The 24,117-nt window shown below is 58.7% G+C and carries 29 protein-coding genes; 18 read left to right on the top strand and 11 right to left on the bottom strand.

The window, feature by feature from the left end:
- Positions 1-3 precede the first annotated feature (3 nt).
- The 7 genes from fabD to HNQ99_RS07780 all read left to right on the top strand — a co-directional run bounded on the left by fabD (position 4) and on the right by HNQ99_RS07780 (position 5,419).
- Complete coding sequence (gene fabD, locus HNQ99_RS07810; protein ID WP_184475081.1) at positions 4-939, top strand: ACP S-malonyltransferase; 936 nt, start codon at positions 4-6, stop codon at positions 937-939.
- A 51-nt stretch (positions 940-990) separates the two neighbouring features.
- Positions 991-1,728 carry a 3-oxoacyl-[acyl-carrier-protein] reductase gene (fabG, locus tag HNQ99_RS07805; protein ID WP_184475080.1) on the top strand — a complete coding sequence of 246 codons (738 nt, stop codon included), beginning with the start codon at positions 991-993 and terminating at the stop codon, positions 1,726-1,728.
- Positions 1,729-1,822: 94 nt separating this feature from the next.
- On the top strand, positions 1,823-2,059 hold the full coding sequence (locus HNQ99_RS07800) for an acyl carrier protein (RefSeq protein WP_184475079.1): 237 nt from the start codon (positions 1,823-1,825) through the stop codon (positions 2,057-2,059).
- A gap of 118 nt (positions 2,060-2,177) precedes the next feature.
- Positions 2,178-3,437 carry a beta-ketoacyl-ACP synthase II gene (gene fabF / locus HNQ99_RS07795; protein ID WP_184475078.1) on the top strand — a complete coding sequence of 420 codons (1,260 nt, stop codon included), beginning with the start codon at positions 2,178-2,180 and terminating at the stop codon, positions 3,435-3,437.
- A 6-nt stretch (positions 3,438-3,443) separates the two neighbouring features.
- Positions 3,444-4,415, top strand: a complete 972-nt coding sequence (gene mltG / locus HNQ99_RS07790) for an endolytic transglycosylase MltG (RefSeq protein ID WP_184475077.1) — start codon at positions 3,444-3,446, stop codon at positions 4,413-4,415.
- Between the two features lie 189 nt (positions 4,416-4,604).
- Positions 4,605-5,030 carry a VOC family protein gene (locus HNQ99_RS07785; RefSeq protein ID WP_184475076.1) on the top strand — a complete coding sequence of 142 codons (426 nt, stop codon included), beginning with the start codon at positions 4,605-4,607 and terminating at the stop codon, positions 5,028-5,030.
- Positions 5,031-5,056: 26 nt separating this feature from the next.
- Positions 5,057-5,419, top strand: a complete 363-nt coding sequence (locus HNQ99_RS07780; RefSeq protein ID WP_184475075.1) for a DUF1428 domain-containing protein — start codon at positions 5,057-5,059, stop codon at positions 5,417-5,419.
- 184 nt (positions 5,420-5,603) lie between these two features.
- On the opposite strand, the gene grxD is transcribed toward HNQ99_RS07780, so the two are convergent.
- The 5 genes from grxD to HNQ99_RS07755 all read right to left on the bottom strand — a co-directional run bounded on the left by grxD (position 5,604) and on the right by HNQ99_RS07755 (position 7,584).
- Positions 5,604-5,936, bottom strand: coding sequence for a Grx4 family monothiol glutaredoxin (gene grxD / locus HNQ99_RS07775; protein ID WP_184475074.1), 333 nt, complete (start codon positions 5,934-5,936; stop codon positions 5,604-5,606).
- A 58-nt stretch (positions 5,937-5,994) separates the two neighbouring features.
- Entirely contained in the window at positions 5,995-6,228 is a 234-nt protein-coding gene (locus HNQ99_RS07770) for a BolA family protein (RefSeq protein WP_184475073.1), read from the bottom strand.
- An 11-nt stretch (positions 6,229-6,239) separates the two neighbouring features.
- Positions 6,240-6,566, bottom strand: a complete 327-nt coding sequence (locus HNQ99_RS07765; protein ID WP_184475072.1) for a DUF1476 domain-containing protein — start codon at positions 6,564-6,566, stop codon at positions 6,240-6,242.
- Positions 6,567-6,702: 136 nt separating this feature from the next.
- Positions 6,703-7,242 carry a peroxiredoxin gene (locus tag HNQ99_RS07760; protein ID WP_184475071.1) on the bottom strand — a complete coding sequence of 180 codons (540 nt, stop codon included), beginning with the start codon at positions 7,240-7,242 and terminating at the stop codon, positions 6,703-6,705.
- Positions 7,243-7,380: 138 nt separating this feature from the next.
- Positions 7,381-7,584: a hypothetical protein gene (locus HNQ99_RS07755; protein ID WP_184475070.1), complete on the bottom strand. Its 204-nt coding sequence runs from the start codon at positions 7,582-7,584 to the stop codon at positions 7,381-7,383.
- Between the two features lie 160 nt (positions 7,585-7,744).
- On the opposite strand from HNQ99_RS07755, the gene HNQ99_RS07750 reads away from it, so the two are divergent.
- The 4 genes from HNQ99_RS07750 (at position 7,745) to argC (ending at position 11,592) form a co-directional block, all read left to right on the top strand.
- Positions 7,745-9,133 (top strand): leucyl aminopeptidase family protein, encoded by a 1,389-nt coding sequence (locus HNQ99_RS07750; protein ID WP_184475069.1) that lies wholly within the window; start codon positions 7,745-7,747, stop codon positions 9,131-9,133.
- Positions 9,134-9,369: 236 nt separating this feature from the next.
- Positions 9,370-9,768 (top strand): MarR family transcriptional regulator, encoded by a 399-nt coding sequence (locus HNQ99_RS07745; RefSeq protein ID WP_407692310.1) that lies wholly within the window; start codon positions 9,370-9,372, stop codon positions 9,766-9,768.
- Positions 9,734-10,642, top strand: a complete 909-nt coding sequence (locus HNQ99_RS07740) for a C40 family peptidase (protein WP_184475068.1) — start codon at positions 9,734-9,736, stop codon at positions 10,640-10,642. The genes HNQ99_RS07745 and HNQ99_RS07740 overlap by 35 nt, the downstream gene beginning before the upstream one ends.
- Positions 10,639-11,592 carry an N-acetyl-gamma-glutamyl-phosphate reductase gene (gene argC / locus HNQ99_RS07735; protein WP_184475067.1) on the top strand — a complete coding sequence of 318 codons (954 nt, stop codon included), beginning with the start codon at positions 10,639-10,641 and terminating at the stop codon, positions 11,590-11,592. Before HNQ99_RS07740 ends, argC begins: the two co-directional genes overlap by 4 nt.
- Before the next feature lie 14 nt (positions 11,593-11,606).
- Here argC and HNQ99_RS07730 read toward each other — a convergent pair whose 3' ends face one another.
- The gene (locus HNQ99_RS07730) at positions 11,607-11,810 is read right to left on the bottom strand and encodes a hypothetical protein (RefSeq protein ID WP_184475224.1); all 204 of its coding nucleotides are present in this window, start codon (positions 11,808-11,810) and stop codon (positions 11,607-11,609) included.
- A 193-nt stretch (positions 11,811-12,003) separates the two neighbouring features.
- Here HNQ99_RS07730 and HNQ99_RS07725 point away from each other — a divergent pair, with 193 nt between their 5' ends.
- From HNQ99_RS07725 to HNQ99_RS07715, 3 genes are read left to right on the top strand one after another with little or no spacing between them, the layout of a single operon-like run.
- Positions 12,004-12,180 carry a hypothetical protein gene (locus tag HNQ99_RS07725; RefSeq protein ID WP_184475066.1) on the top strand — a complete coding sequence of 59 codons (177 nt, stop codon included), beginning with the start codon at positions 12,004-12,006 and terminating at the stop codon, positions 12,178-12,180.
- A 46-nt stretch (positions 12,181-12,226) separates the two neighbouring features.
- Positions 12,227-13,570, top strand: coding sequence for a PQQ-dependent sugar dehydrogenase (locus tag HNQ99_RS07720; protein ID WP_184475065.1), 1,344 nt, complete (start codon positions 12,227-12,229; stop codon positions 13,568-13,570).
- A gap of 40 nt (positions 13,571-13,610) precedes the next feature.
- Complete coding sequence (locus HNQ99_RS07715; protein WP_184475064.1) at positions 13,611-13,967, top strand: lipid-A-disaccharide synthase N-terminal domain-containing protein; 357 nt, start codon at positions 13,611-13,613, stop codon at positions 13,965-13,967.
- A 15-nt stretch (positions 13,968-13,982) separates the two neighbouring features.
- Here the strand turns inward: HNQ99_RS07715 and HNQ99_RS07710 are convergent, their stop codons facing one another.
- The 3 genes from HNQ99_RS07710 to pgi form a co-directional block, all read right to left on the bottom strand.
- Positions 13,983-15,590 carry an ArnT family glycosyltransferase gene (locus HNQ99_RS07710; protein ID WP_184475063.1) on the bottom strand — a complete coding sequence of 536 codons (1,608 nt, stop codon included), beginning with the start codon at positions 15,588-15,590 and terminating at the stop codon, positions 13,983-13,985.
- Positions 15,587-16,684, bottom strand: a complete 1,098-nt coding sequence (locus HNQ99_RS07705; protein WP_221232621.1) for a glycosyltransferase family 2 protein — start codon at positions 16,682-16,684, stop codon at positions 15,587-15,589. Before HNQ99_RS07705 ends, HNQ99_RS07710 begins: the two co-directional genes overlap by 4 nt.
- 194 nt (positions 16,685-16,878) lie before the next feature.
- Entirely contained in the window at positions 16,879-18,381 is a 1,503-nt protein-coding gene (pgi, locus tag HNQ99_RS07700) for a glucose-6-phosphate isomerase (protein WP_246414790.1), read from the bottom strand.
- A gap of 153 nt (positions 18,382-18,534) precedes the next feature.
- Between pgi and lepB the strand changes: the two genes are divergently transcribed.
- From lepB to HNQ99_RS07680, 4 genes are all read left to right on the top strand, one after another.
- Entirely contained in the window at positions 18,535-19,356 is an 822-nt protein-coding gene (gene lepB, locus HNQ99_RS07695; RefSeq protein ID WP_184475223.1) for a signal peptidase I, read from the top strand.
- Complete coding sequence (gene rnc / locus HNQ99_RS07690) at positions 19,305-20,021, top strand: ribonuclease III (protein WP_184475060.1); 717 nt, start codon at positions 19,305-19,307, stop codon at positions 20,019-20,021. Before lepB ends, rnc begins: the two co-directional genes overlap by 52 nt.
- On the top strand, positions 20,021-20,911 hold the full coding sequence (gene era / locus HNQ99_RS07685; RefSeq protein ID WP_184475059.1) for a GTPase Era: 891 nt from the start codon (positions 20,021-20,023) through the stop codon (positions 20,909-20,911). The genes rnc and era overlap by 1 nt, the downstream gene beginning before the upstream one ends.
- A gap of 103 nt (positions 20,912-21,014) precedes the next feature.
- Positions 21,015-21,377, top strand: a complete 363-nt coding sequence (locus HNQ99_RS07680) for a PilZ domain-containing protein (RefSeq protein ID WP_184475058.1) — start codon at positions 21,015-21,017, stop codon at positions 21,375-21,377.
- 116 nt (positions 21,378-21,493) lie between these two features.
- On the opposite strand, the gene rimO is transcribed toward HNQ99_RS07680, so the two are convergent.
- Entirely contained in the window at positions 21,494-22,831 is a 1,338-nt protein-coding gene (gene rimO, locus HNQ99_RS07675) for a 30S ribosomal protein S12 methylthiotransferase RimO (protein ID WP_184475222.1), read from the bottom strand.
- Positions 22,832-23,026: 195 nt separating this feature from the next.
- Positions 23,027-24,091, bottom strand: coding sequence for a M23 family metallopeptidase (locus tag HNQ99_RS07670; RefSeq protein WP_246414788.1), 1,065 nt, complete (start codon positions 24,089-24,091; stop codon positions 23,027-23,029).
- Between the last annotated feature and the right edge of the window lie 26 nt (positions 24,092-24,117).

Genomic DNA, 24,117 nt, shown 5'->3' with positions numbered 1-24,117 from the left:
GCAATGAGGGCATTCATCTTTCCGGGCCAGGGTAGCCAGTCTGTAGGCATGGGCAAGGCGCTTGTCGATGCAAGTCCGATCGCGCGCGAGGTGTTCCAGGAAGTGGACGACGCCTTAGGGCAACATCTGTTCCGCATCATGTGTGAAGGACCCGAAAGCGACCTGACGCTGACGGAAAATGCTCAGCCCGCGATCATGGCGAACGCGATCGCCACGCTTCGGGTGCTGGAAAAGGAAGGCGGCATCAGGCTAGCCGACAAGGCGGATTTCGTGGCGGGCCACAGCCTTGGCGAATATACCGCCCTGTGTGCGGCGGAGGCGCTGGACCTTGCGACGACGGCAAAGCTGCTCAAATTGCGCGGCAAGGCGATGCAGGCGGCTGTCCCTGTGGGCGAAGGAGCCATGGCGGCGTTGCTCGGCGCGGATCTGGAAAAGGCCCAGGCAATTGCCAATGCAGCGGCACAGGGCGAGGTTTGTACGGTCGCCAATGATAATGATCCCTCTCAGGTAGTGATTTCCGGCCATCGCAGCGCGGTTGAGCGGGCATTGCCATTGGCGAAGGAGATGGGCGCGAAGCGAGCGGTGCTGCTGCCGGTTTCTGCGCCCTTTCATTGCCCTCTGATGCGACCAGCGGCCGACGCCATGGCAGAGGCTCTGGCCAGCGCGGACCTGCGCGCGCCCCTGGTCCCGGTCTATGCGAACGTTCTCGCCGCGCCCATCGCCGATCCCGACGGTATTCGGGCACGGCTTGTCGAGCAAGTGACCGCCATGGTCCGCTGGCGCGAATCCGTCGCCGCCATGTCTGAGGCCGGGGTCGGCGAGTTCGTCGAACTGGGCGGCAAGGTGCTGGGTGCAATGGTGAAGCGCATCGCTCCGGATTCTAAGGTCACGAGCGTCGTTTCGATGGACGATATCGAAGCCTTGGCGGCGAGCCTCTAATTTTATCGGTCAGCTCCGTTTTACGGAATGATGCAGCAAAAAGGGACATATATGTTCGATCTCACAGGCATGACTGCCCTTGTTACAGGTTCCACCGGCGGAATTGGCTCGGCCATTGCCAAGGCGTTGGCTGGGCAGGGCGCGCAGCTGGCCTTGTCCGGCACGAGCGAAGAAAAACTGGCAGGATTCCGGGCTGAACTAGGCGGCGATCATGTGATCCTGCCTTGCAACCTCTCCGATCCTGCGGCGGTGGATGGGCTGGTTCCTGCCGCAGTCGAAAAGCTGGGCAAGCTGGATATTCTCATCAACAATGCTGGTGTGACGCGCGACAATCTTGCGATGCGGATGAAGGACGAAGAGTGGGATCAGGTGATACGGGTCAATCTGGAGGCCGCCTTCCGCCTGGCCCGCGCGGCATGCAAGCCGATGATGAAGGCGCGCTTTGGTCGTATCATCTCGATCACGTCCGTTGTCGGCGCGACGGGCAATCCCGGGCAGGCCAATTACGCGGCGTCAAAGGCGGGGCTCGTCGGCATGTCGAAGGCCTTGGCGCAGGAGCTTGCGAGCCGTAGCATCACGGTCAATTGCGTGGCCCCCGGCTTCATCAAATCCGCCATGACGGATGTACTTCCCGATGCGCAGAAGGAAGCGCTGCTTGGAAAGATCCCGGCAGGAAAGCTTGGCGAGGGCGACGATATCGGCGCGGCCGTGGCCTATCTGGCCAGCAAAGAGGCCGGTTATGTCACCGGCCAGACGTTGCACGTCAACGGCGGTATGGCGATGCTGTAATGCAGGCTTTCCGCAAATAGTCTTGCGAACCCCGTAATCAGCCACTAGGGCGATTCCGATTGAAAAATTCATATCCCAACCAGAAGGATTTCACATGAGCGAGACTGCCGACCGGGTAAAGAAGATCGTAGTCGAACATCTTGGCGTCGAAGCCGAAAAGGTGAACGAAGAAGCTAGCTTCATTGACGATCTGGGTGCCGACAGCCTCGACATTGTTGAGCTGGTCATGGCTTTCGAAGAAGAGTTCGGCGTTGAGATCCCCGACGATGCGGCGGAAAAGATCGCAACGGTGAAGGACGCCATTGATTATATCGAAAATAACAAGGGCTGATCTGGCCGGTGTGAACCCAAATTACGGGCCGATGATCTGAACGTAGCGGCTCTCCGGCCCCGGGGCTTTCCCGTGGAAGGAGAGCCGTTTTGCGTAGTGAATGGAATTGGAGCACGATATGCGTCGCGTCGTAGTAACCGGTTTGGGCATGGTTTCGCCCCTGGGCGGTAGCGTGGAAACGACCTGGAAGAATATTTTGGCTTCGAAGTCGGGAGCAGCGACGATCGCTCGCTTCGACGCCAGCGACCAGGCTTGCCGCATTGCTTGCGAGGTGAAGCCCGCGGATCATGAATATGGCTTTGATCCCGGTAAGCGTGTCGATCATAAGGTTCAGCGGCAGGTTGATCCCTTCATTGTCTATGGCATTGATGCCGCCGGGCAAGCGCTGGAGGACGCCGGTCTTACGGACATGAGCGAGGCCGAGCGCCTGAGGGCCGGTTGCTCCATCGGGTCAGGCATCGGCGGCCTTCCTGGGATCGAGAGCGAATCCATCGTCCTGCACGAAAAAGGACCGCGTCGCGTGTCTCCTCACTTCGTCCACGGCCGCCTGATCAATCTTATCTCTGGCCAGGTCAGCATCAAATATGGCCTGATGGGGCCCAACCACGCGGTTGTTACGGCTTGTTCGACGGGCGCGCACAGCATCGGCGATGCGGCGCGAATGATCGCCATGGACGATGCCGATGTCATGTTGGCGGGCGGCGCGGAAAGTGCGATTTGTCCGCTCGGGATTGCGGGATTCGCCCAAGCGCGCGCGCTTTCGACCAATTTCAATGACCAGCCGGAGCGCGCGTCACGTCCCTATGATGTGGACCGCGATGGTTTCGTCATGGGAGAGGGTGCGGGCGTCGTGGTGCTCGAGGAATATGAGCATGCCAAGGCGCGCGGCGCGAAAATCTATGCCGAAGTGATTGGCTATGGCTTGTCGGGCGATGCTTATCACGTGACCGCCCCGCATCCGGAAGGCTCTGGCGCATTCCGAGCCATGGAAATGGCGATGCGCAAGTCGGGCCTGGCACTGTCGGACATCGACTATATCAATGCGCACGGAACATCCACGCCGCTGGGGGACGAGTTGGAATTGGGCGCCGTCCGTCGCCTTTTCGGCAATGCCCTTGGCGAACTTTCGATGTCCTCCACCAAATCGGCAATCGGTCACTTGTTGGGCGGCGCGGGTGCGGTGGAGTCCATCTTCTGTATCCTGGCTCTCCGCGATCAGATTGTGCCGCCGACGCTTAACCTCGATAACCCCAGCGAAAATTGCGTGGGCGTCGACCTGGTGCCGCACAAGGCAAAGGAACGGAAAGTCACAGCCGTACTCAACAACAGCTTCGGCTTTGGCGGGACCAATGCCAGCCTTGTGATGAAGGCCATTTGATCTGTCATGCGACGACTTGCCTGGCTGATTCTTTTTGCCGGTCTTGTCGTCGCCGCGGTCGTTGCGTTTAACTTCGTGCAGGGCTGGACAGGCGCCGGCCCATCGGAGACGGACGTGACTTTAGTCGTGCCGGAGGGTGCTACCCTGACGGCGGCTGCGCGGGATATGGAAAAATCCCGTGTTATCTCCTCGGCTGAGACGTTTCTCATTCGCGCTAAAATTTTTGGGTCGGACCAGCCGATTAAAACCGGCGAGTATAGAATTCCGGCTCATGCCAGCAATCGCGACATATTGAACCTGCTGCAAAGCGGGAAGGTTGTTGCGCGGCTTGTGACGATCCCGGAGGGAATGCCATCCATCCTCGTTTATGAGAAGCTGAAGGCGGAAAAGTATCTGTCCGGACCAGTGGGCATACCTGCGGAAGGGTCCATACTGCCTGACAGCTACAGCTATGAGCGCGGCGAAAGCCGACAGGCGGTCCTTGATCGTATGCAGGACGCCATGAAGAATACCATGGCGGCGCTCTGGCCGAAGCGAAGCAAGGATATAGTGGTGAAGACGCCGCTCGAAGCGCTAACGCTGGCGAGCATTGTGGAAAAAGAAACGGGGGTCCCCGCCGAGCGTCCAACCGTGGCAGGTGTGTACAGCAATCGACTTAGGATCGGTATGCGGCTGCAGGCCGACCCCACGATCATCTATCCGATCACCAAGGGCAAGGCTCTTGGCCGGCGCATAAAGCGGTCGGAGATTCTGGCCGTCAACGACTATAACACCTATTCCATGGCGGGACTGCCCAGGGGACCCATCGCCAATCCGAGCCGTGCCTCGATCGAGGCGGTGCTGCACCCGGCCGCGACCAAGGCGCTTTTCTTTGTCGCGGACGGGAAGGGCGGGCATATCTTTGCAGATACGCTGGAAGAACATAATGCCAATGTGAAGAAATGGTTTGCAATACGCCGGTCGCGCGGCGAACTATAGGTTCGATCCAGGCCCTCGCTAGCGCCTGCCTTGCGGGGCAAAAATTTCAAGCCACTATATCCATAAGCTTGCTGAGGCCGACACGGTTGGTCTGCTGTTGCTTTCAACTCGTCTTACGGGCCAAATTACAAAGTTGTTTTTAGTAACTATATGGTTCAGAAAGATATAAGAAATAGAGAGGAGAGAGCCATGTCGAAAATGATTTTCGTCAACCTGCCGGTAACGGACCTCGCCCGTTCGACGGCCTTTTATCGGACCGTAGGGGCTACGCCGAACGAGCGTTTCTGCGACGCAACGGCGTCATGCATGGTACTTTCCGACACGATATTCGTGATGCTGCTGACGCATGAAAAGTTCGCTCAGTTCACGCCCAAGAAAATTGCCGATGCCCGAACGGAAACGGAAGTGCTGCTCTGCGTTTCTGAGGACAGCCGTTCGGACGTGGACGCCACGGTGAACAAGGCGCTGACGGCCGGTGGCAGGGAGCCCCGCCCAATTCAGGACTATGGCTTCATGTATGGCCGCAGCTTTGAAGATCCGGACGGCCACATCTGGGAAGTCATGTGGATGGATGTCGAGGCCGCAATGGCTGGAGGCGCCGGGCAGGATCAGTAAGTTCCGCAGGTTTGAGGAGAGATATCATGACCTATGTGGATGGTTTCGTCATTCCGGTATCCAAGGATAAGAAGGAAGACTATCGCCGGGTCGCCGCCATGGCGGGACCCATTTTCAGGGAACATGGCGCGCTGCATATCGTGGAATGCTGGGGCAATGACTTGCCGGAAGGAAAGCTCAACGACTTTCGGACCGCGGTTATTGCAGAGGAGGGCGAAACCGTGGTTTTTTCCTGGATCGTCTGGCCTTCAAAGGAAGTGCGCGACGAAGGAAACAAGAAAGTCATGGAAGACCCCAGGATGAAGGTGGGTGAGGTCGAAATGCCTTTCGATGGAAAACGATTGATCTACGGCGGGTTTGAGGTGCTTTACGACACAAGGGTGGATTAGATCACGATCATCGTTAATTGCTGACGGCCGTTAGCGCCGAACAAAGTCGAGACACGGTTGAACCAAGCCATCGTCCCACTTCAGCCATCGGCCGAAGTTTGCCCGAGCGCCCGTTTTTCAGGGAAGCGAGCGGCTCGGGACGAGCAAGTTCACTAAAAGCTCGCAAAAGCCGGCCACCGACGGCTTAGTTCGCCTGTGCGACGCCCTGATCGTTCATGAGCTGCTGCAATTCGCCAGCTTCGAACATTTCCATCATGATGTCGCTGCCGCCGATGAATTCGCCCTTCACATAGAGTTGAGGAATAGTCGGCCAGTCGGAAAATTCCTTGATGCCATGGCGGACATCCTGGTCCTGGAGCACGTCCACGCTTTCATAATCGACACCCAGATGGTCGAGAATTGCGATTGCGCGGCTGGAAAAACCGCATTGGGGGAACAGCGGCGTTCCCTTCATGAACAGCACGACATCGGCGGAGTTCACGATTTCCCCAATGCGCGCCTGTATGGCGTCGGTCATATATTGCTCCAATAACTCTAACGGCCCCGCCAGTGCCGGGCATGATCAATATGGTGGCTTAATTGGGGACCGCCGTCGTGAGTTGCAAGGCATGCAACACGCCGCCCATGCGTCCCCCAAGAGCGGCATAGACAGCCTGGTGCTGTTTGACGCGGCTCATGCCCCGAAAACTTTCTGACACTACCCGGGCGGAATAATGATCCCCGTCGCCCGCAAGGTCTGTAATCTCTACCTCCGCATCGGGCATAGCCTGGCGGATCATATCTTCGATTTCCTGAGCGGCCATTGCCATCGAATCGGTCCTTATTGAGAGGTTTCGATGAATTGGCGACGCGCTTCGACGGTTTTTGCTTCTAGAGCGCTACGAACCATCAAGTCGTCGGCCTCGATGCCCGCGGAGGTGAGGTCGCCCAGCACCTTGCGAATCACATCCTCATCACCTGCTTCTTCAAAATCGGCCTGGACGACGGCCTTGGCATAGGCGTCGGTTTCTTCGCGGGTCAGCCCCATTTTTTCCGCCGCCCATTCACCAAGCAGGCGATTGCGCCGGGCCAGGATCTTGAACTGCAATTCTTCGTCCCGGGCGAACTTCGCCTCAAACGCCTTTTCACGATCCTGGAAGCTGGTCATGTGCCCATCCTGTACTTGAACCTCTACCAGCGAAATAAGCGGGACGGGCGGATTACGCAACGGTAAGGATGGGTAGTGTGTCACAAGGACGGCATCCCCACATTCGTGGCGATGCCGTTAGATTTATTGAACGACGTCAGTTTCTGGGATGACTTTTCAGCCAATCCAGAACAGATTCCGGCCGGGTTTCGCGATAGGGGTCGTCATCTGCGCCGACATCATTGATGCCTGGCTCCTCGAACCAGGCGGCGACTTCCCCATCGTCCACCACCATCGCGTAGCGCCAGCTGCGGTCACCAAAGCCCACGTGATCCTTCTTGACCAGCATGCCCATGCGACGAGTAAAATCGCCTGAGCCGTCGGGAAGCAACTTGAGCCGGTTGATGCCAAGATGCTTGCCCCACTGGTACATGACGAACGCGTCGTTGACGGAGACGCAATAGACTTCGTCCGCTCCAGCAGCCTTGAACTCGTCATAAAGCCGTTCGAACGCCGGGCATTGTTCGTTGGAGCATGTCGGCGTGAATGCGCCGGGAAGGGAGAAGACGACAATACGCTTGTTGCGGAACAGATCGCCGGTACGGACATCCTGCCAGCGGAAAGGATTGTCTCCCCCCATGCTTTCATCGCGAACGCGGGTTTTCAGAACGACATCGGGTACCTGACGGCCAAGCATTTCAAACTCCTTTGTTTTGGTGTGAAGGGCTTCACACCAAAAACCCCTTTCAGGCCAACCAAGTTTCGCGACCAGACTGATTGATCGAATCGATTGACCAGAGAATTAACGAACCTGACAGATGCAGGAATCCCGCGCCTAGTGCGGCGTACGAGCGGCGGCGCAGCGGTCGTGGATGGTTTGGCGGAATAGCTCGCTTTCCATCATGCGGCGCGCATTCGGCCATCCCTCACTGATGAGGGCACGTTCAACGTCTAGAGCCGCATAAAAACGGCCGGTGTCAGCCAATGTGAGGGCCCGATCACGGACTGCACGAACCGCCTTGTTCTCAGTGATATTCATATCTGCGCTCCAGAAGAAGGATAGACGCCTCGATAACGCATGGGGAAGCTGAGGTTTCCGGCTCTGCGAGGATTCGGCGGGGCTTCATTGTGCTACATAAGCATGCCTGCGTGAAAATCGGGCATTCCCCCGCCTGGGTCCTTGCAATAAGGTTGGCGGGATGACCGACTATTCCGACCTTTTGCGCCCCGATACGGGCCAATCCGCGCGATCCATTTACCTGATCGATGAAAAGGGGTTTGCCGCCTGGTTGCAGAAGCAACCGGAACGCCGGCGCAGCGCGGCGGCGGCGCAGAAATTCTGTGGAAAGGGCGGCGAACTGGCGATCTTGCCGGACGACAAGGCGGACCTGTGGTCCGTTGTCATCGGAGTCGCCAATGTTGAAAACCTGTCTAGCTGGTGCCTCGCCAAGGCGGCCGAGGCTCTGCCGGAGGGCGCTTATCGGCTGGAGGGGGCGTCCCCAGGCCCAGCTGCATTCGGCTGGATGACGGCGCAATATCGTTTCGACAGGTATCGAAAGAATGAGAATGCGTCGGGTCCGCGCGTGCTGTTGACCAGCGAGCCGGGCAAGATAGATCAAGTGGTGCGTCTGGCCGAAGCGACGGCGCTGGTTCGCGACCTCGTCAACACGCCGACCGCTGACATGGGGCCGCCGCATCTGCAGGCGGCCGCCGAGGCGCTGGCCAAGGAATTTGACGCGAAGCTCACCGTGACGCGCGGAGATGATCTGGAGAGCGGCTATCCCATGATCCACGCGGTCGGGCGGGCGGCAGACAAGGCCTTCGCGCCTCGCCTTGTCGAATTGCGGTGGGGCAAGCCGGAGGATCCGAAGATTGCCGTGATCGGCAAGGGCGTCTGTTTTGACAGTGGGGGGCTTGATATCAAGCCTTCCAGCGCGATGCGCCTGATGAAGAAGGATATGGGCGGCGCGGCGCATGCTCTTGCCCTGGCGCGACTGATTATGGGCGCTCGATTGCCGGTGCAACTGCACCTCCTCATCCCCGCGGTGGAAAATGCGATAGGCAGCAATGCATTCCGGCCGGGCGATGTCCTTTCTAGCCGCAAGGGTCTGACAGTCGAGATTGGGAATACCGATGCCGAGGGCCGTTTGGTATTGGCCGATGCACTTACGAGAGCGGGTGAGGAGAAACCCGAACTTGTGCTGGATTTTGCGACTCTGACCGGGGCTGCTCGCGTGGCGCTCGGTCCTGACCTGCCCGGCTTGTTCACGAATGATGATGCGCTGGCCGACATGCTGACGCGGACAGGCGGCGAGGTGGACGATCCGGTGTGGCGCCTTCCGCTTTGGGCTCCCTATGGCGAGATGCTGAAGTCTGACATTGCCGATATCAACAATGCTGGAGAAGGCGGATTTGCGGGGGCCACGACCGCGGCGCTGTTTCTGCAGAAGTTCGTGCCGGAGGGCGCGAAATGGGCGCACTTCGACACCTTTGCCTGGAGACCTTCGGCCAAGCCCGGCCGGCCCAAGGGTGGAGACGCCCTGGGGATGAGGGCTGCCTGGGCAATGTTGGCGGAGCGGTATCGGTAGAGAGTATGATTGACTTTATCTCGACCCTTTCGCCCCGAGCCCCTCGGCAGCCTGCAGGTCGGTCAACCTAATGAGCCTAGATCTTCAGGATCGATACCCTTCTAAAATGACGCAAACCAGCCATTCGGTACACAGTCGTAACGATGGTTGCCGCCTTTCGGGCGATTTCCATCCACATCAAATCCTTTTTTGAAGTCCGTTTCGCAACCGGTTCGCATCTGATGCGTTGGGTTGGCATGAACAAGCATAGCGCAAAAGCCGACTTGAACGAAGCGGCTCCGTTGACCGGAACGGCTCTGGGCAACTGGATGCGGACGCTTGTCGACTATGTGCGGTCGGGGGAGCCCGATCTCACCAATCGCCAAATGGCCTTGATGATGATTGTGTATATCATGCCAGGCCCCCACACAGTGCGGGGTTTGGCTGACAAACTCAACGTTTCGAAGCCCGTTATTACTCGTGCCTTGAACAAACTGGGCGCTCTCGGCTATCTGCGCCGCGAGCGGGATGAAGCGGACCGACGCAACATCTTCATAACCAGGACGTCGAAAGGGGCGCATTTTCTTGACGGATTCGAGCGCTTCATCGCTGAATCAAGCGATGAACATTGGGGTAAAAAGCGGGTCGCAAGCTAAGGCAGGACGGGACCGTTTCACATTGACCGGGCGCTCGATAGCGCTGGACCGGCGAGTTAACGCCATTCGCGGCGACCTGGCGGACCTTGCGCTTGCCGGCAAATATTTCGCACCTCATTATTCCTGCCCCCAGACTTTTTCCTTGGTCGCGACTCGGGCGGCGATGCGTTCGAAGCCGGATCATGGTTCGACGGCAGTGTCCGAACTGCTTCAGGGCGAGCTGTTTCAGGCTATCGATGTGGCGGGCGGATGGGCATGGGGTTTTAGTGCGCATGACCATTATGTTGGCTACATCCCGGTCGCTGCACTGGGCAAACCGCTTGAACCCACCCATTTGGTCTCTGCTTCAGCCGCGTTGGTTTTTGCCGAGGCCAATATCAAATCGCCCGAAGTGTCGCTGCTCCCGATGGGATCGCTCGTGGCGGGGGCGGTTGAAGGCGCTTTTTTGAAGACTTCGGGGGGGTTCATTCATCTGCGTCACCTTTCCAGCATGGGGGAAATCGATAACGATCCCGTTATGATTGCGGAAACGCTTACCGGTTCCCCGTATCTGTGGGGCGGGCGGAGTAGTTTCGGCCTGGATTGTTCCGGACTTGTGCAACTCTGTCTCGCTCGATGCGGGATCGCAGCGCCGAGGGACACCGACATGCAAATGGCGGCGCTTGGCGAAGAAATCGGGTCTGACGATGCGCTGCAGCGGGGCGATATCATTTTCTTTCCCGGCCATGTCGGCTTTATGGCGGACGGCGACAATCTCATTCATGCCAATGCATATTGGATGCAGGTGACGACCGAACCGCTTGCGGATGTCGTGGCGCGGCTCGCCGACGGACATGCGCAGCCGCTGCTGGCGCGCAAAAGGATCAAGGCATGAGTATTCAGGTTTTCATCGATGGCGGCGCGGGAACCACTGGCATAGAAATTCGCGAGCGGCTGGTCGGACGCAGTGGGCTTTCGCTCATCACCCTGTCCGACAACGACCGTAAGGCTCCGGCTGCTCGCAAGAACGCGCTCAACGATGCTGATGTCGTCATTCTTTGCCTGCCCGACGATGCGGCTCGTGAGGCGGTTTCGTTGATCGACAACGACCGGACCAAGATCATTGATGCGTCGACGGCGCATCGGGTGGCCGATGGCTGGACCTATGGCTTTGCCGAGCTGGAGCCGGACATGCGGCAGCGGCTGGGGGAGGCGCGCTTCGTCTCCAATCCCGGCTGCTATCCTACTGGTTTTCTGGCATTGGTCCGGCCGCTGATCCGGGCGGGACTGCTTCCAACTGACTGGCCGCTCACGGTCAACGCTGTGTCGGGCTATTCGGGGGGCGGCAAGTCCATGATCGCCGCCTTTGAGGATGCGAACGCACCAGAGCGTTATGACACCGCATTTCGCGCTTATGCTTTGGGATTGGGGCACAAGCACGTGCCGGAGATGCAGCTTCATGCTGGGGTAAAATATGCGCCGCTGTTCACCCCGGCTGTGGCGCGGGTGTATCGGGGCATGCTGGTAGAGGTGCCGTTGCAGGTTTCCGCCATGCGCGGTTCGCCTTCGGTGGATGCGCTGCGGGACGTGCTGGCAGCGGCCTATGCCGAATCAAGCCTGATTGGGGTGGCGAGCAAGGCCGAATGCGAGGCAAGGGGTGCACTGGAGATTGAACAGGTCGGCACCACCGACCGGCTCGAGATATTCGTCTTTGGTAATGAGCAAGCTGGTCAGGCGCGGCTGGTTGCTGCCCTGGATAATCTGGGCAAGGGCGCGGCGGGCGCTGCTGTCCAGAACCTGAATATCCTTGCGGGCCTTGATGAGACGGCGGGACTGCGCCTTTAGGAGATTGATGGGGATCAGTGTACCGTGCCGATCGGCTCGTCGGCCGACAACAGGATGATGAGCCGTTCGATCTGCCGCCAATGACAGAAATGAATGTGGTTGCCGACGTCCCGGCTGCGGTCGGCACGGGCGGCGGCCTCAAAGCCCGCATTATCGCCGAAGCGGAAAATCAGGTCCTGCGCGTCATCAAAACTCTTTCGGCTAGACAGATATGGCACCAGCAATTCGCAACTCCCGAAAGATATCGAAGACGATCGGGAACGGCGTTTCAATGGCCGTGCCAGTTTTCGGGACAAACGCATTGCTGCGAGCAACAAGAGTGAATGGCCCGTTAGCCAAATGCCAATTCGGCACATTCATCTCGTTTCGGCACAACTGGCGTCCCGCTTTGAAGCATGGCAAAGGAGCCGGATGAAAGAAAAACAGGAAGGCTCGCCGCAGGGTGCGGGCTCCATCATCGCGCTTTTGTCCATAACGGGCGTAATCGCCGGAGGTTTAATGGGCCAGCCCACAATCGGTTTGTTGGCGGGATTTGGGTTGGGCGTAGCCATCGGCTTGACCATGTGGTTGCGCGACCGGCACAAATAGGTTGGGCCCGCTTGAACGTGATCAGATGAGCGCATAGTAAGTCGCCATGCTGAAGCACATTTTCTTGTTCATCCTGCTCTGCCTGGCGCTTGCGGCCGGTGCGATCTTCTACCTTTCCCGCGGCGATACGGCTCGGCTTTCGGTTGCGCAGCTTTCCGGCCGGGAGCCCAGGATTACGGCGCCCCGTCGGGAAATGATCCCCACCATCAACATTCCCGATATGAGGGTATGGAAAGCGGACGAAAAGCCCGTGGCCGCCGCCGGATTGACGGTGGAGCGCTTGGCCGAGGGGCTTTCGCACCCCCGCTCCATGCTGCGCCTCCCCAATGGCGACATATTGGTGGCGGAAACAGCAAGCCCGCCCCGCAAGGTCGGGGGGATAAAAGGCATTGTGATGCGATTCTTGATGGGCAAGGCGGGCGCGGAAGTGCCCTCTCCCAACCGGATCACGCTGTTGCGCGACAAGGATGGAGACGGGAAGCCGGAGGAGCGTCATATACTGCTCAAAGGCCTCAACTCGCCCTATGGCATGGCGTTAGTGAACGGAACGCTCTGGGTCGCCAATAGCGATGCGCTGATGGCCTTTCCCTATAAGGAAGGGGACATACAGATCACGGATAGGGGCCGCAGGGTCCTGAACCTGCCCAAGCAGCAGCCGAACTTTCATTGGACGCGCAGCCTGCTCGCCAGCCCGGATGGTTCGCGACTTTATATCGGCGTGGGTTCTGCGAGCAATATCGGCGAATATGGGCTGGACAAGGAGGATAATCGCGCCTCAATTTTGGAAATGAACACCAAGACGGGGAGCTATCGCATCTTTGCCAGCGGCCTTCGAAATCCGGTGGGCATGGCCTGGAAGCCAAATAGCGATGAGCTTTGGGCGGTGGTGAACGAACGCGATATGCTGGGTAGCGATCTTGTTCCCGATTATCTGACCCGTGTCGAATTCGGCGGTTTTTACGGCTGGCCATGGAATTACTGGGGCGGTTATGAGGACAAGCGTGTTCAGCCCGAACGGCCAGACCTGCGGGAATATACGCATCGACCCGATTATGGGCTGGGTGCGCATACAGCTCCGCTGGGTCTCACCTTTGCGACGGGCGCGAAATTGGGCGACGGATTTTCCAGCGGCGCTTTCATTGCGCTGCACGGAAGCTGGAACCGCAAGCCGCTTGCCGGCTTCAAAGTGGTGTTCGTGAAATTTGACGAAAACGGGAAACCTTTGGGTCTGCCGATCGACGTGTTGACAGGCTTTTTATCGGGTGAGGAAGTTCGCGGGAGACCGGTGGACGTCACGATCGATGGAAGGGGTGCGCTGCTGGTGAGCGATGATGCTGGCGGGATAATCTGGCGGGTTAGTCGGCCGGTGGAGGCAGGCGCAAGCAAATAGGAGTCGAGCTGTTCCTGGGAGTTAAGCTTGACGCTCGCCTATGGCTTCCACAAAAGTAGGCGGCTATTCGCGCAAAGGGAGGCGACTCATCGACATTCTCGCCTTCTTCAAGGTTGAGACCACCACCGAATTATGGTGGGTCGCGCTTGGATTGGGGGCGCAGGTCGTTTTCGGCATGCGCTTCATCGTGCAGTGGCTCCATTCGGAACGGGCCGGGCGCTCTGTCGTGCCAGTCGCCTTCTGGCATCTGTCATTGGTTGGTGGAGCCGCGATGACCGCATATGCCATCTATCGCGAAGACCCCGTGTTCATCATCGGGCAGGGGTTGGGCCTGGCGGTATATGTGCGCAATCTCTGGATGATCTACCGCGAACGGAAGGCTCAGAGGGCTGCTTGATCCTGGCTGGGCGGTTCAATGGACGTTTAGCTGGTAGATCATATACCGTTCGTTATCATCCACCAGCTTTGCGGTCGCGTTCAGATGCGCGATGACGCCTGCATGATGCTTCAGGAAATTGCGTCCTGTGTTGTCCTCAGCGTTCTTTGCAACGGCAAACCAGTCGGCTCCCTCGGCGCGAAGCTTCTCTAACTGAGCGATGGCCGAGGCATCGTCCTCAAGGAAAGTCGCCCAGTCGGTATCTCCGCCCCCAAGGGGGAAAACCCAGCCGCGCCCCCTACTGTAATATATCGCGATAGGATCGCCCACGTCGGGCGACACTACCGCCGACAAATCCCCAGGTCTTTTAAGCTCCGCCAGTCGTTTTCCCATCAGCATGGCATTTTCCGCATAGGGGCGCTTCATCGTAGCAACCAGGGGAAATGTGGACCCGGCCATTACCAGCATCAAAATGACGCCCAGACGGGTTAGAGCCGGAGCGGCCACGATCGAGGTGCGCTCGAATGTCGCGAGCAGCAGCATTCCGCGGCCAGCAAAAATCGCCAGCGGTATGTGGAAGAAATGGAAGTTCCAGGGGTTGTTATTCATCTCCCGCGCGGCGGCCAAATAGACAATCCCGCCTGCCACGAGCCAAAGTAAGGGTATGTATATCAGGACGGGATCGCGACCTTCTGCGGTCTTGGGAGGGGGCGCAAATATGCCTACCGCCATCAGGAGCAAGAGCGGATAGCCGTAGAACCACCAAATAGCGGTGTCCCTCGCCGAACCAAGGTAGAAACGCTCTCGAATGAGCCTTCCTACCCCATCGTCCCAGATGTAGCCGCTCCCCGCCACATGATAGGGGGGATAGCTGTTCCCGAGATAAACAGCCCAGGCATAATAGGCCACCACCACGATGAGCCCGATACCGCCATATACCAGCACCTTTGCGGCTGCGGACCACCGCCCACGCCAAGTCCAGACGCCGGCGAGGTAAGCAACGATAAGTCCCGCAGCCAGACCCGGTAGTTTGGCCAAGGCCCCCAGCGTGAACGCCGCCGTCGCCAAGGGCAGCAGATAGGCCGTTCCCGTCACCCAATATTTGACGAATAACCATATGCCCAGCGTGATCAGGGCCAGCATTGCGGGGTCGGGAATGAAGGAACTGTCGATCATGATCGCGCCCGGCATCAGGGCGTAGGACAGGGCCGCGAGATGAGCATGCACCTCATCCCAGATGAGCGCTACGAGCCGGTGCAGCGAGAATAATGTGACGAGCCCAAAAAGCCCCGCCACGAGGCGGCCGATCCAGTCATGCCAGCCAAGGGGCACTGAAAGCAGCGCGACGATATAGCCGAAGAGCTGGAATTCGCGCCCTTGATAGCTTGGTCCGGGGCCGGTCCAGTTCACCTCCGGGAAAAAGATGTTCCAGCTTCGCTCGCGGAAATTCTCCGCCATCATCGCGGAACTTGCCTCCCGCCAGCTGAAAGCATCGATCAGCGGCAGTCTGATTTCATAGAAGCGCAGCAAAGCCCCGATGATCATGATTCCGATCAGTATCGTACGATTTGAATTTGCCGAAATGCTTGGCTTCGATTTGAGGATGGGTGCTGGTCCGGAGCGCAGCTCATCCATCACCGTCATTCGCCCGCGTCTCCGTCGTGCCCCAAAGGTGGAAAGTTCAACAGGGTGCGAATGCCATAATGGGTCTTCGAATTTTTGCGATAATAGATCCGCGCCATAACTTCCCCCAGAATGCCCAGGCTGAGCAGCTGCAATCCGGCTCCTCCCGACACCACGGTCATCAGCAACAGCGGATTTCCGGTCATGTCCACCCCGTCCAACTTCATGATAATGGTGGCAAGGAAGGCCAGGGCGGAGAGTCCAAAGCAGGCAAGCCCCAACCCTCCAAAAATCCGCATGGGATGCGACGCGTAGTCCAACAGGAACTTGACGGTCATGAGGTCGAGCAGCACCACCAGTGTCCGCCCGATGCCATATTTGGTAACGCCTGCCACCCTTTGCCGATGATTGACCGGCAACTCGGCGCAGCGCGCGCCACGCTGGTAAAGAAGGATCGGGATGAAGCGGTGCATGTCGCCGTAAAGGTCGATTTCCTCCAAGATGTCCCGGCGCATGATCTTCAGCGTGCAGCCAAGGTCATGGATCGGGAAATGGGTGACATGTGAGATCATCCAGTTCGCGATGCGGGAGGGGATCTTGCGGTTTACCAGCGCGTCCTGCCGATCCCGCCGCCAGCCATGGACAAGGTCAAACCCTTCTTCTAGCTTGCTGATCATGCGTTCGATATCGACCGGATCGTTCTGCAGGTCGCCGTCCATGGTGACCACCAGGTCCATGCGGGCATGGCCAATCCCCGCCTGCATGGCGGCCGTTTGTCCATAGTTCCGGCGAAAAATCACGCCGCGCACATTCTCATCCTGATTGGCGAGTTGCTGGATAAGCGCAGTGCTGCCATCGGTCGAACCATCATCGACAAGAATGATTTCATACGTCCTGCCGAGCCGATCGGTGACGTCCTTTAACTCACGGTAAAGCGGCAGCAGGTTGTCCAGCTCATTGTGGATCGGAATGACGATGGAAAGGCTTAAAAGCTTTTCAGCGGCCGCCGTGCGTGTTTCTGCGGCATGACGGACAGGATCGGCGACCTTGCCGCGGCGAGTTCGAATTTTGGGAGCATCAGCCTGTTGCACCACATTCCCCGGCGCCGTCGCCACATTCCTGAAGGAAGCCATTGGGTAACATCAGGGCTGTGGGCCAACAAGTAGATCAGCCAGCATAACGCCTGCCAAGCCGGACTACTACCAAAGGAGATGGTGAGTACCGGCCTGGGGCAGAAAGCAACATGATGGGTGTTCCTGCGCAGGCAGGAGCATAGTTTGCGGCTTCTAAGCTATTGAGGTCGGCAAGACTATTCGAACGCCAGCCTGATCAAGGCCATGGTCGATGGATCGAAGCCCTGCGGTCCGCCCTTTTCGATCGATTTTGCGATCTCCTTGCCTAGCTCCACACCGAACTGGTCGAATGGATTAATGCCCATCAGCACCGCGTTGGCGAAGGTGCGATGCTCGTAGAAGGCGATGAGGCCACCCAGTATTTCCGGGGTCACATCGTCAAGCAGAAACGTAGAGGACGGGCGGTTGCCGGGATAAGCTCGGGCGGGATCATCCTTGTTCTCGCGTCCCTGCATTAGCGCTGCGCCCTGAGCGAAGCAGTTCACCAGAAGGGTACGATGATGGGCGGGGTCCAAGGCATGCCCCGGCTCGACCGCGGCGATGAATTCGACCGGCACGACATGGGTCCCCTGATGCAGCAATTGGAACACGGCATGCTGTGCATCTGTCCCAACGCCTCCCCAAGTGATGGCCGCGGTCGGACCATCGACGAGTTGGCCTTCGCGCGTGACGCTCTTGCCATTGCTCTCCATTTCCAATTGCTGGAGATAGGAGGGCAGCAGCCGCAGCCGCTCGTCATAGGCGAACACAGCGCGTGTCTGGCAGTTCATCACCCGCGCATAATATTGATCGACAAAGGCGGCCAGCACCGGCGCGTTCTTGTGAAATTCGGCCAGCCGGAAATGCCGGTCCATCGCCGCAGCGCCCTCTAGCAGGTTCTCATACGACTCCCATCCCAGCGCGATCGCAGCGGGGAATCCGATTGAAGACCAAAGCGAGTAGCGCCCTCCAACACTTTCCGAAAAGGGCAGAACCCGCGTTTCATCCACCCCCCATTCAATCGCTTTTTCAGGTGAAGCGGTAAGGGCGATCACGCGCCCATAGGGGTCCTCGACGCCATCCTCCACCATCCAGTTGATCACGCTTTGCGCGTTCAGCATGGTTTCGGTGGTGGTGAAAGTCTTGGACGCGACGACCAGCAATGTGGCGCTGGGGTCGAACCGCTCCATCGCTTCTTCCAGGGCCGTTCCGTCGACGTTGGAGACAATGGCGACCTCATATCGATGCACCTGCCGGCCCAGCGCGTCGATCAGCAGGTCGGGTCCCAAGGCCGAACCGCCAATCCCTACATGCAAAACATGCCGGACCGGGCCAAAAGCCTCCGCTTCCACGGCGTCTATCAGTGCCCGCATGCGGTTGCGCAGAGCCTTGGCGCGGGCAACGCTTTCCGGATTTCCTTCGCCACGCTCGGCCATATGCTCGGCGGCGCGGCCCTCCGTGACATTGACGGCGTCGCCCCGGAACAGCGCCTCCCGCTGTCCTGCTAGGTCGGAAGCTTCGGCCAGGGAAACGAATTTTTCGATCAGGCTTGGGGTCAGGTGGGTTTTCGACCAATCAAAGCGAATGCCGCCCTTGGCCAGGCTGAACGCCGGAAGCCGATCCGCATTGCCCTCAAATATCGACTTGAGTTCGGCAACGGGTTCTTCGGCAATCGCGTTCCAGGCAGCTTTACGATCCATTTCAATACCTTTCATTGGTTCAACCCGCACGCCCGATTCACTTGCGATATAGACCATCACGGGCGAAAAAGCATGGTCGCTGCGCCCCTTGACGCTAAGCCTTATCCAACGCAAAGCGGTAGCATGACCGGAACCGCGCGCGAGGCCAAACGGATGACGAAGAAATCGGAAACAGGAGATTTCCTGTTGTTCCTCGTGAAGCTTGGTCTCTTCGTTTTCATTTTGCGTAGTTTTATCGTGTCGCCGTTCAATATTCCCTCTGAATCGATGCAGCCCCGATTGCTGATCGGGGACTATTTGCTGGTGGCAAAGTGGCCCTATGGCTATTCCCGCTACAGCCTGCCGTTCAGCCTCCCTTTAATTCCCGGCCGTATCCTCCCCCATACGCCTGATCGCGGTGATGTCGTTGTGTTTAAGGCGCCGCCTACCCAGCGCCAGGATTATATCAAGCGCGTCATCGGGGTCGCGGGTGATCTTGTACAGGTCAAGAACGGGGTGGTTTATCTGAACGGTACTGCCATCCCAAAGAAGCGTATCGAAGACCTTATGCTGCCTGTGTCGCAGAATATGCTGGATGCAGCAGCTCAGGAAAATGCGGCGTCACCTTGCTATCGGCCGATGTTTGAGAGTAGCGCCGCCGATGGAACGCCCATTTGCCGATATCCGCAGTATCGGGAAACGCTACCTAACGGGAAGAGCTATAACGTCCTGGATCTGGAGAACGGCATCGCCGACAACACGGAGGTGTTCGTTGTGCCGGAGGGGCATCTGTTCTTGATGGGCGACAATCGTGATCGCAGCGCGGACAGTCGTTTTCCAGCCGTCGATGGAGCGGGCATCGGTTTCGTTCCTGAGCAGAATCTGGTTGGCAAGGCGCTGATTTCCGTCTTCTCCACCAATGGTTCCGCTAACTGGCTGCTACCATGGACCTGGTTTACCGCGGCGCGCTTCAGCCGCATCGGGGAAAGCTTTTGAACCGTCCCGATTCCCTTGAATGGGTGCGGGGGAAGCTCGGCCATGATCCAGTCGACCTGAATCTTTTTACAGAAGCCCTGACCCACGGGAGCCACGGCCCAAAAAACTACGAACGACTGGAATTTCTGGGCGACCGGGTGCTCGGCCTCATCATGGCCGAATGGCTATACGAGCATTTCGCGGACGAGCCTGAAGGCATGCTGTCCCGCCGCTTGAACGCGCTCGTCGCCGGAGAAACCTGCGCCGAGATTGCCAGAAACCTGGCGCTTGGCCCGAACATGCGCCTTGGCAAGCAAGCCCGCGACGATGGGGCCATTGAAAGCGATAATGTGCTGGGCGATGTCATGGAAGCGCTGATCGGCGCTCTCTATATTGACGGGGGCATAGATGTCGCGCGTTCGTTTGTACGCAGGGCCTGGGCCGATCGGGTGGATAGCCAGCAGCCAGCGCCAAAGCATCCCAAATCCGCGCTGCAGGAATGGGCGGCCGCCCACCGCCGCAAGCCGCCAGAATATGCGCTGACGGGCAAGACCGGCCCCGCACACAATCCACGCTTCATCGTGACGGTTTCGATCAATGGCGTTGCCGAGGCAACGGCGGAGGGCAGCTCCAAACAGGAAGCGGAAACCGCCGCTGCAAAGAAGATATTGGAGGAATTGGAGTAATGACACGCTGCGGACTCATAGCCGTGGTGGGTGCTCCCAATGCGGGTAAATCGACGCTGGTAAATGCGCTGGTAGGGCAGAAGGTGGCGATCACCTCCCCCAAAGCACAAACCACGCGGACCCGCTTGTTGGGCGTGGCGATTGAGGGCGACGCCCAGATCATGCTGGTTGACACCCCAGGCATTTTCGAACCGCGCCGCCGTCTGGACCGGGCAATGGTGCAGGCCGCATGGGGCGGCACGCAGGACGCCGATCTCATCGCGCTGGTGATCGATTCCAAGGCGGGCCTTGGCGCCAAGGTGGAAATCATCCTCGAGGCACTGAAAGGCCGCAGGGAACCCAAGCTGCTGATCCTGAACAAGGTAGACATTTCCGCGAAGGAGAAGCTGCTGGTCCATGCAAGGCGGCTGAATGACTCGGTCGAGTTCACGGAAACATTCTTTGTCAGCGCGGCCACCGGAGACGGCTTGCCGGAACTGAAGCGCACGCTTGCCCAAGCGGTGCCCGAGGGGCCATGGCATTTTCCAGAGGATCAGGTTTCCGATGCCACTGACCGCATGCTGGCTGCCGAAATAACCCGCGAGCAGCTATATCATCAACTTCATGCCGAATTGCCCTATGCCAGCGCAGTGGAAACGGAAAAATATTCCGAGCGCCAGGACGGATCGGTGGAAATCCATCAGCAGATCCTGGTGGCCCGGCCTACCCAGCGCGCCATCATTCTTGGCAAGGGCGGCTCGCGCCTGAAGGAAATCGGCTCACGTGCACGAGCGGAGCTTGCATCTCTGCTCGGCCGTAAGGTCCACCTATACCTTCATGTAAAGGTGAAGGCCGATTGGGAGGATGACCGAGGATTGTATCGCGATATTGGCCTGGATTGGGTGGATTGAAGCTGCGGACGCTAAAGAACTTCCGCTCGCGGCCGATATTTCATATGGTTTAATGGCCCTTTACCGCCTTTGAGGCGACGAAAGGGGGCGCCGGGGGACACATATGAGCACCATCGTCAGATCACCGGATCAATCCGGCGCGAAAAATTTTGTTACAAATGAATTGCGCTATAGCGTCATGGTGAAGGGGTCGCTCTTCAACGATGATTTCCCCGAAGGCCTGCCGCTTCGCATTGTGAACATATCCGAAGGCGGCTTGATGGCGGTCATTCCCTATGGCGTTCGCGTTTATAGCGCCGTCAGCATTGGATTGCGCAACTTGCCCCCCGTTGAGGCCCATGTCGCCTGGTGCAGGACGGACCGCATCGGTGTGGCATTCGATGAAAAGATCGACCTGGACCTTTTCTTTGGGCGAACCAGCAGTTCAATGAAAAGCGAGCCGCTGATCCGCAAGCTGAACGGATGAGAATGGCGGGTTAAGCATGATCATCTTAGGTCATCCTTAGCTGAAGTTTATCCCGAGCACCTGCCTTGCAGGCAGTCGAGGGCCTCGGGACAAACGGTTCAATCTAAGATGCATCACTAAATCGTGGCAGCCTGCACTCCGAAAAGATCATGCTCGTCGGCGTCCTCGATGAGCACCTCGACAATATCTCCGGGTTTCAGATCGTGAGCATCGCGGAGATGTACCTCCCCGTCGATTTCCGGCGCATCGGCCTGTGATCGGCCGGTCGCGCCGCCCTCATCATCCGCAATATCGATGATGACGGGAAGGGTGCGGCCGATTTTAGCTTCAAGCTTGGCCGCGCTGATGGCGGCGGTTTTTTCCATGATGCGCTGGTAGCGCTCCTCTTTGACCTCCTCCGGCACTGGATCGGGGAGAGCGTTGGCCGTCGCTCCCTCTACCGGTTCGAAGCGAAAGGCCCCCACGCGGTCGAGTTGGGCCTCGTCCAGCCAGTTCAGCAGATATTGGAAATCCGCCTCGGTCTCACCAGGAAAGCCGACCACGAAGCTGGAGCGGATGGCGATGTCCGGACAGATTTCGCGCCAGCCCCGAATGCGTTCAAGCACCTTGGCCTCATTGGCCGGCCGCTTCATGGCTTTCAGAACGGAAGGCGCGGCGTGCTGGAAGGGGATGTCGAGATAAGGTGTGATGAGCCCTTCGGCCATCAGCGGGATGACATCGTTCACATGGGGATAGGGATAGACATAATGGAGGCGCACCCATGCACCAAGGCTGCCCAGTTCGCGGGCAAGATCGGTCATGTGGGCGCGGACTTCCCGGCCCTTCCACTCACGCGGCTGGTGCCTGATGTCGACGCCATAGGCCGAGGTGTCCTGACTGATGATCAGCAATTCCTTGGTGCCTGCCGCGACCAGCTTTTCCGCCTCCCGCAAGATGGCGTCAGGACGGCGACTGACGAGATCGCCACGCAATGAAGGAATAATGCAAAAGGCGCAGCGGTGATTGCACCCTTCGGAAATCTTCAGATAACTGTAATGGCGCGGCGTAAGCTTCAGGCCGCCTTCGGGCACCAGGTCGACAAAGGCGTTGGGCACAGGCGGTGATGCCTCATGCACGGCATTTACCACCGCCTCATATTGATGCGCGCCGGTGATGGCGAGCACGTCGGGAAAGCGAGCCCGAATGACGTCCGCCTCATTGCCCATGCAACCCGTAACGATCACGCGGCCATTTTCCGCAATAGCCTCGCCTATGGCCTCCAGCGATTCTTCCTTGGCGGAATCGAGGAAACCGCAGGTGTTGACCAGAACGACGTCGGCGTCTTCATAATTGCCCGAAAGTTCATAGCCGTCGGAGCGCAGCTTCGTCAGGATGCGTTCGCTGTCGACGAGCGCCTTGGGACAGCCCAAGGACACCATGCCGACCTTCGGCGCCGGGGGGAGGGTGGTGACCATGCGCGCCCAAATAGGGCCGATCGGCGCGGATGTCACCTGCTTTGCGCCGTCATCCCCTTGCAGACGGGTTGCCGGCGCGTTTCTGAAGATTTTACGGTTGTTTTTTCGCGCAAGACCAGCGCCCTGAACACTCGTTAAAAGGCAGGCAAACGCGTGATGAAGGTGGGTCGAATTACGGCGGCCTAACCTAAAGACTTAAGACCTTTCCGGTAAATGCAGCAGCGGATCAAGCGGTTTCCTGTCCCTGCGGATTTCAAAATGCAGACTGGGTTCGGAGACGAAGCCGCTGGCTCCGGACAGGCCGATGACCTGCCCCTTGGTTACCTTCTGTCCTCGCACCACATTCAGGCTGTCGGCATGACCATAGGCGGTTACCCAGCCGCCGCCATGGTTGATGAGGACGAGGCCGCCGAACAGTCTGATTTCGTCGCCGGCATAGGCGACGACGCCGTCCGCCGCAGCGAGGATGGGGGTTCCTTTGGGAACCGCTATGTCAAGCCCGTCATTGCGCAAGCCGCTACCATATTGTCCGAACAGCGAGAGCAGCTTGCCTTTGATAGGCCAGGCAAAACTGCCGGTGAAGTGACTGGGCTCCGTGATGGCGGCCGTTGCAGGCAGGGGTTTGGGAGTCGAGGAAGCTTTGGCTGTTTGCTCGCCTTCCTTCAGCGCGGGCTGGCCGCCGGTCAGGATGTCGTCAATGTCGAGGCGGAAGGCGGCCGCGCGCTCCTCAAGCGTTTGTGGACGTTTGCCGGGCTCCGGGAGCAAAAGGCGCTGACCGTTGCGCAGGATGAAAGGATCCTCAAGGCCGTTGCGTGAGACTATGTCACGCCATGCAATCCTATAGGCGCGGGCAATGGCTATGCCAGTTTCGCCTTCCGACACCAGATGATAGCGCCCGGCCGGGACGCGAAGTTTTTGCCCGGGTCGGATGACATAAGGTGCCTCAAGGCCGTTTGCGATCGCCAGAATTTCGGAACCCGCGCCGGTACGATTGCCGATGCTTCGCAACGTGTCGTCAGGCTGAACAGTGTAAACGCTTTCGGCAATTTGCTTTGCGCTGGGGGCGACCCGCCGCGCCTCCCACACCGGTTCGGCTTCGATAAGAGCAACCAGGTCCGTCGGCAGGTGCGGCTCGGCCCCGGCTTTTGGTGGCAGCGGACGACCAGCCGGTGCATCAGCGGGGGGCGGAATACAGGCGCTAAGGCAGGAAACTGTTGCCAGCGTCAAGAACCAGCGGCTGGTAGGAACTGGGTGCTGCAAAGTCCTCCCCCCAAGGATGGTGGTCA

Source organism: Rhizorhapis suberifaciens (assembly GCF_014200045.1).
GTDB classification, from domain to species: domain Bacteria; phylum Pseudomonadota; class Alphaproteobacteria; order Sphingomonadales; family Sphingomonadaceae; genus Rhizorhapis; species Rhizorhapis suberifaciens.
This window is presented reverse-complemented; position numbering and strand designations above follow the sequence as displayed.

Bases quoted from the DNA above. Each gene is read 5' to 3' on its own strand.
- fabD (WP_184475081.1), top strand. From the start codon at position 4: ATGAGGGCATTCATCTTTCCGGGCCAGGGTAGCCAGTCTGTAGGCATG.
- fabG (WP_184475080.1), top strand. From the start codon at position 991: ATGTTCGATCTCACAGGCATGACTGCCCTTGTTACAGGTTCCACCGGC.
- HNQ99_RS07800 (WP_184475079.1), top strand. From the start codon at position 1,823: ATGAGCGAGACTGCCGACCGGGTAAAGAAGATCGTAGTCGAACATCTT.
- fabF (WP_184475078.1), top strand. From the start codon at position 2,178: ATGCGTCGCGTCGTAGTAACCGGTTTGGGCATGGTTTCGCCCCTGGGC.
- mltG (WP_184475077.1), top strand. From the start codon at position 3,444: ATGCGACGACTTGCCTGGCTGATTCTTTTTGCCGGTCTTGTCGTCGCC.
- HNQ99_RS07785 (WP_184475076.1), top strand. From the start codon at position 4,605: ATGTCGAAAATGATTTTCGTCAACCTGCCGGTAACGGACCTCGCCCGT.
- HNQ99_RS07780 (WP_184475075.1), top strand. From the start codon at position 5,057: ATGACCTATGTGGATGGTTTCGTCATTCCGGTATCCAAGGATAAGAAG.
- grxD (WP_184475074.1), bottom strand. From the start codon at position 5,936: ATGACCGACGCCATACAGGCGCGCATTGGGGAAATCGTGAACTCCGCC.
- HNQ99_RS07770 (WP_184475073.1), bottom strand. From the start codon at position 6,228: ATGGCAATGGCCGCTCAGGAAATCGAAGATATGATCCGCCAGGCTATG.
- HNQ99_RS07765 (WP_184475072.1), bottom strand. From the start codon at position 6,566: ATGACCAGCTTCCAGGATCGTGAAAAGGCGTTTGAGGCGAAGTTCGCC.
- HNQ99_RS07760 (WP_184475071.1), bottom strand. From the start codon at position 7,242: ATGCTTGGCCGTCAGGTACCCGATGTCGTTCTGAAAACCCGCGTTCGC.
- HNQ99_RS07755 (WP_184475070.1), bottom strand. From the start codon at position 7,584: ATGAATATCACTGAGAACAAGGCGGTTCGTGCAGTCCGTGATCGGGCC.
- HNQ99_RS07750 (WP_184475069.1), top strand. From the start codon at position 7,745: ATGACCGACTATTCCGACCTTTTGCGCCCCGATACGGGCCAATCCGCG.
- HNQ99_RS07745 (WP_407692310.1), top strand. From the start codon at position 9,370: ATGAACAAGCATAGCGCAAAAGCCGACTTGAACGAAGCGGCTCCGTTG.
- HNQ99_RS07740 (WP_184475068.1), top strand. From the start codon at position 9,734: ATGAACATTGGGGTAAAAAGCGGGTCGCAAGCTAAGGCAGGACGGGAC.
- argC (WP_184475067.1), top strand. From the start codon at position 10,639: ATGAGTATTCAGGTTTTCATCGATGGCGGCGCGGGAACCACTGGCATA.
- HNQ99_RS07725 (WP_184475066.1), top strand. From the start codon at position 12,004: ATGAAAGAAAAACAGGAAGGCTCGCCGCAGGGTGCGGGCTCCATCATC.
- HNQ99_RS07720 (WP_184475065.1), top strand. From the start codon at position 12,227: ATGCTGAAGCACATTTTCTTGTTCATCCTGCTCTGCCTGGCGCTTGCG.
- HNQ99_RS07715 (WP_184475064.1), top strand. From the start codon at position 13,611: ATGGCTTCCACAAAAGTAGGCGGCTATTCGCGCAAAGGGAGGCGACTC.
- HNQ99_RS07710 (WP_184475063.1), bottom strand. From the start codon at position 15,590: ATGACGGTGATGGATGAGCTGCGCTCCGGACCAGCACCCATCCTCAAA.
- pgi (WP_246414790.1), bottom strand. From the start codon at position 18,381: ATGGATCGTAAAGCTGCCTGGAACGCGATTGCCGAAGAACCCGTTGCC.
- lepB (WP_184475223.1), top strand. From the start codon at position 18,535: ATGACGAAGAAATCGGAAACAGGAGATTTCCTGTTGTTCCTCGTGAAG.
- rnc (WP_184475060.1), top strand. From the start codon at position 19,305: ATGGACCTGGTTTACCGCGGCGCGCTTCAGCCGCATCGGGGAAAGCTT.
- era (WP_184475059.1), top strand. From the start codon at position 20,021: ATGACACGCTGCGGACTCATAGCCGTGGTGGGTGCTCCCAATGCGGGT.
- HNQ99_RS07680 (WP_184475058.1), top strand. From the start codon at position 21,015: ATGAGCACCATCGTCAGATCACCGGATCAATCCGGCGCGAAAAATTTT.
- rimO (WP_184475222.1), bottom strand. From the start codon at position 22,831: ATGGTCACCACCCTCCCCCCGGCGCCGAAGGTCGGCATGGTGTCCTTG.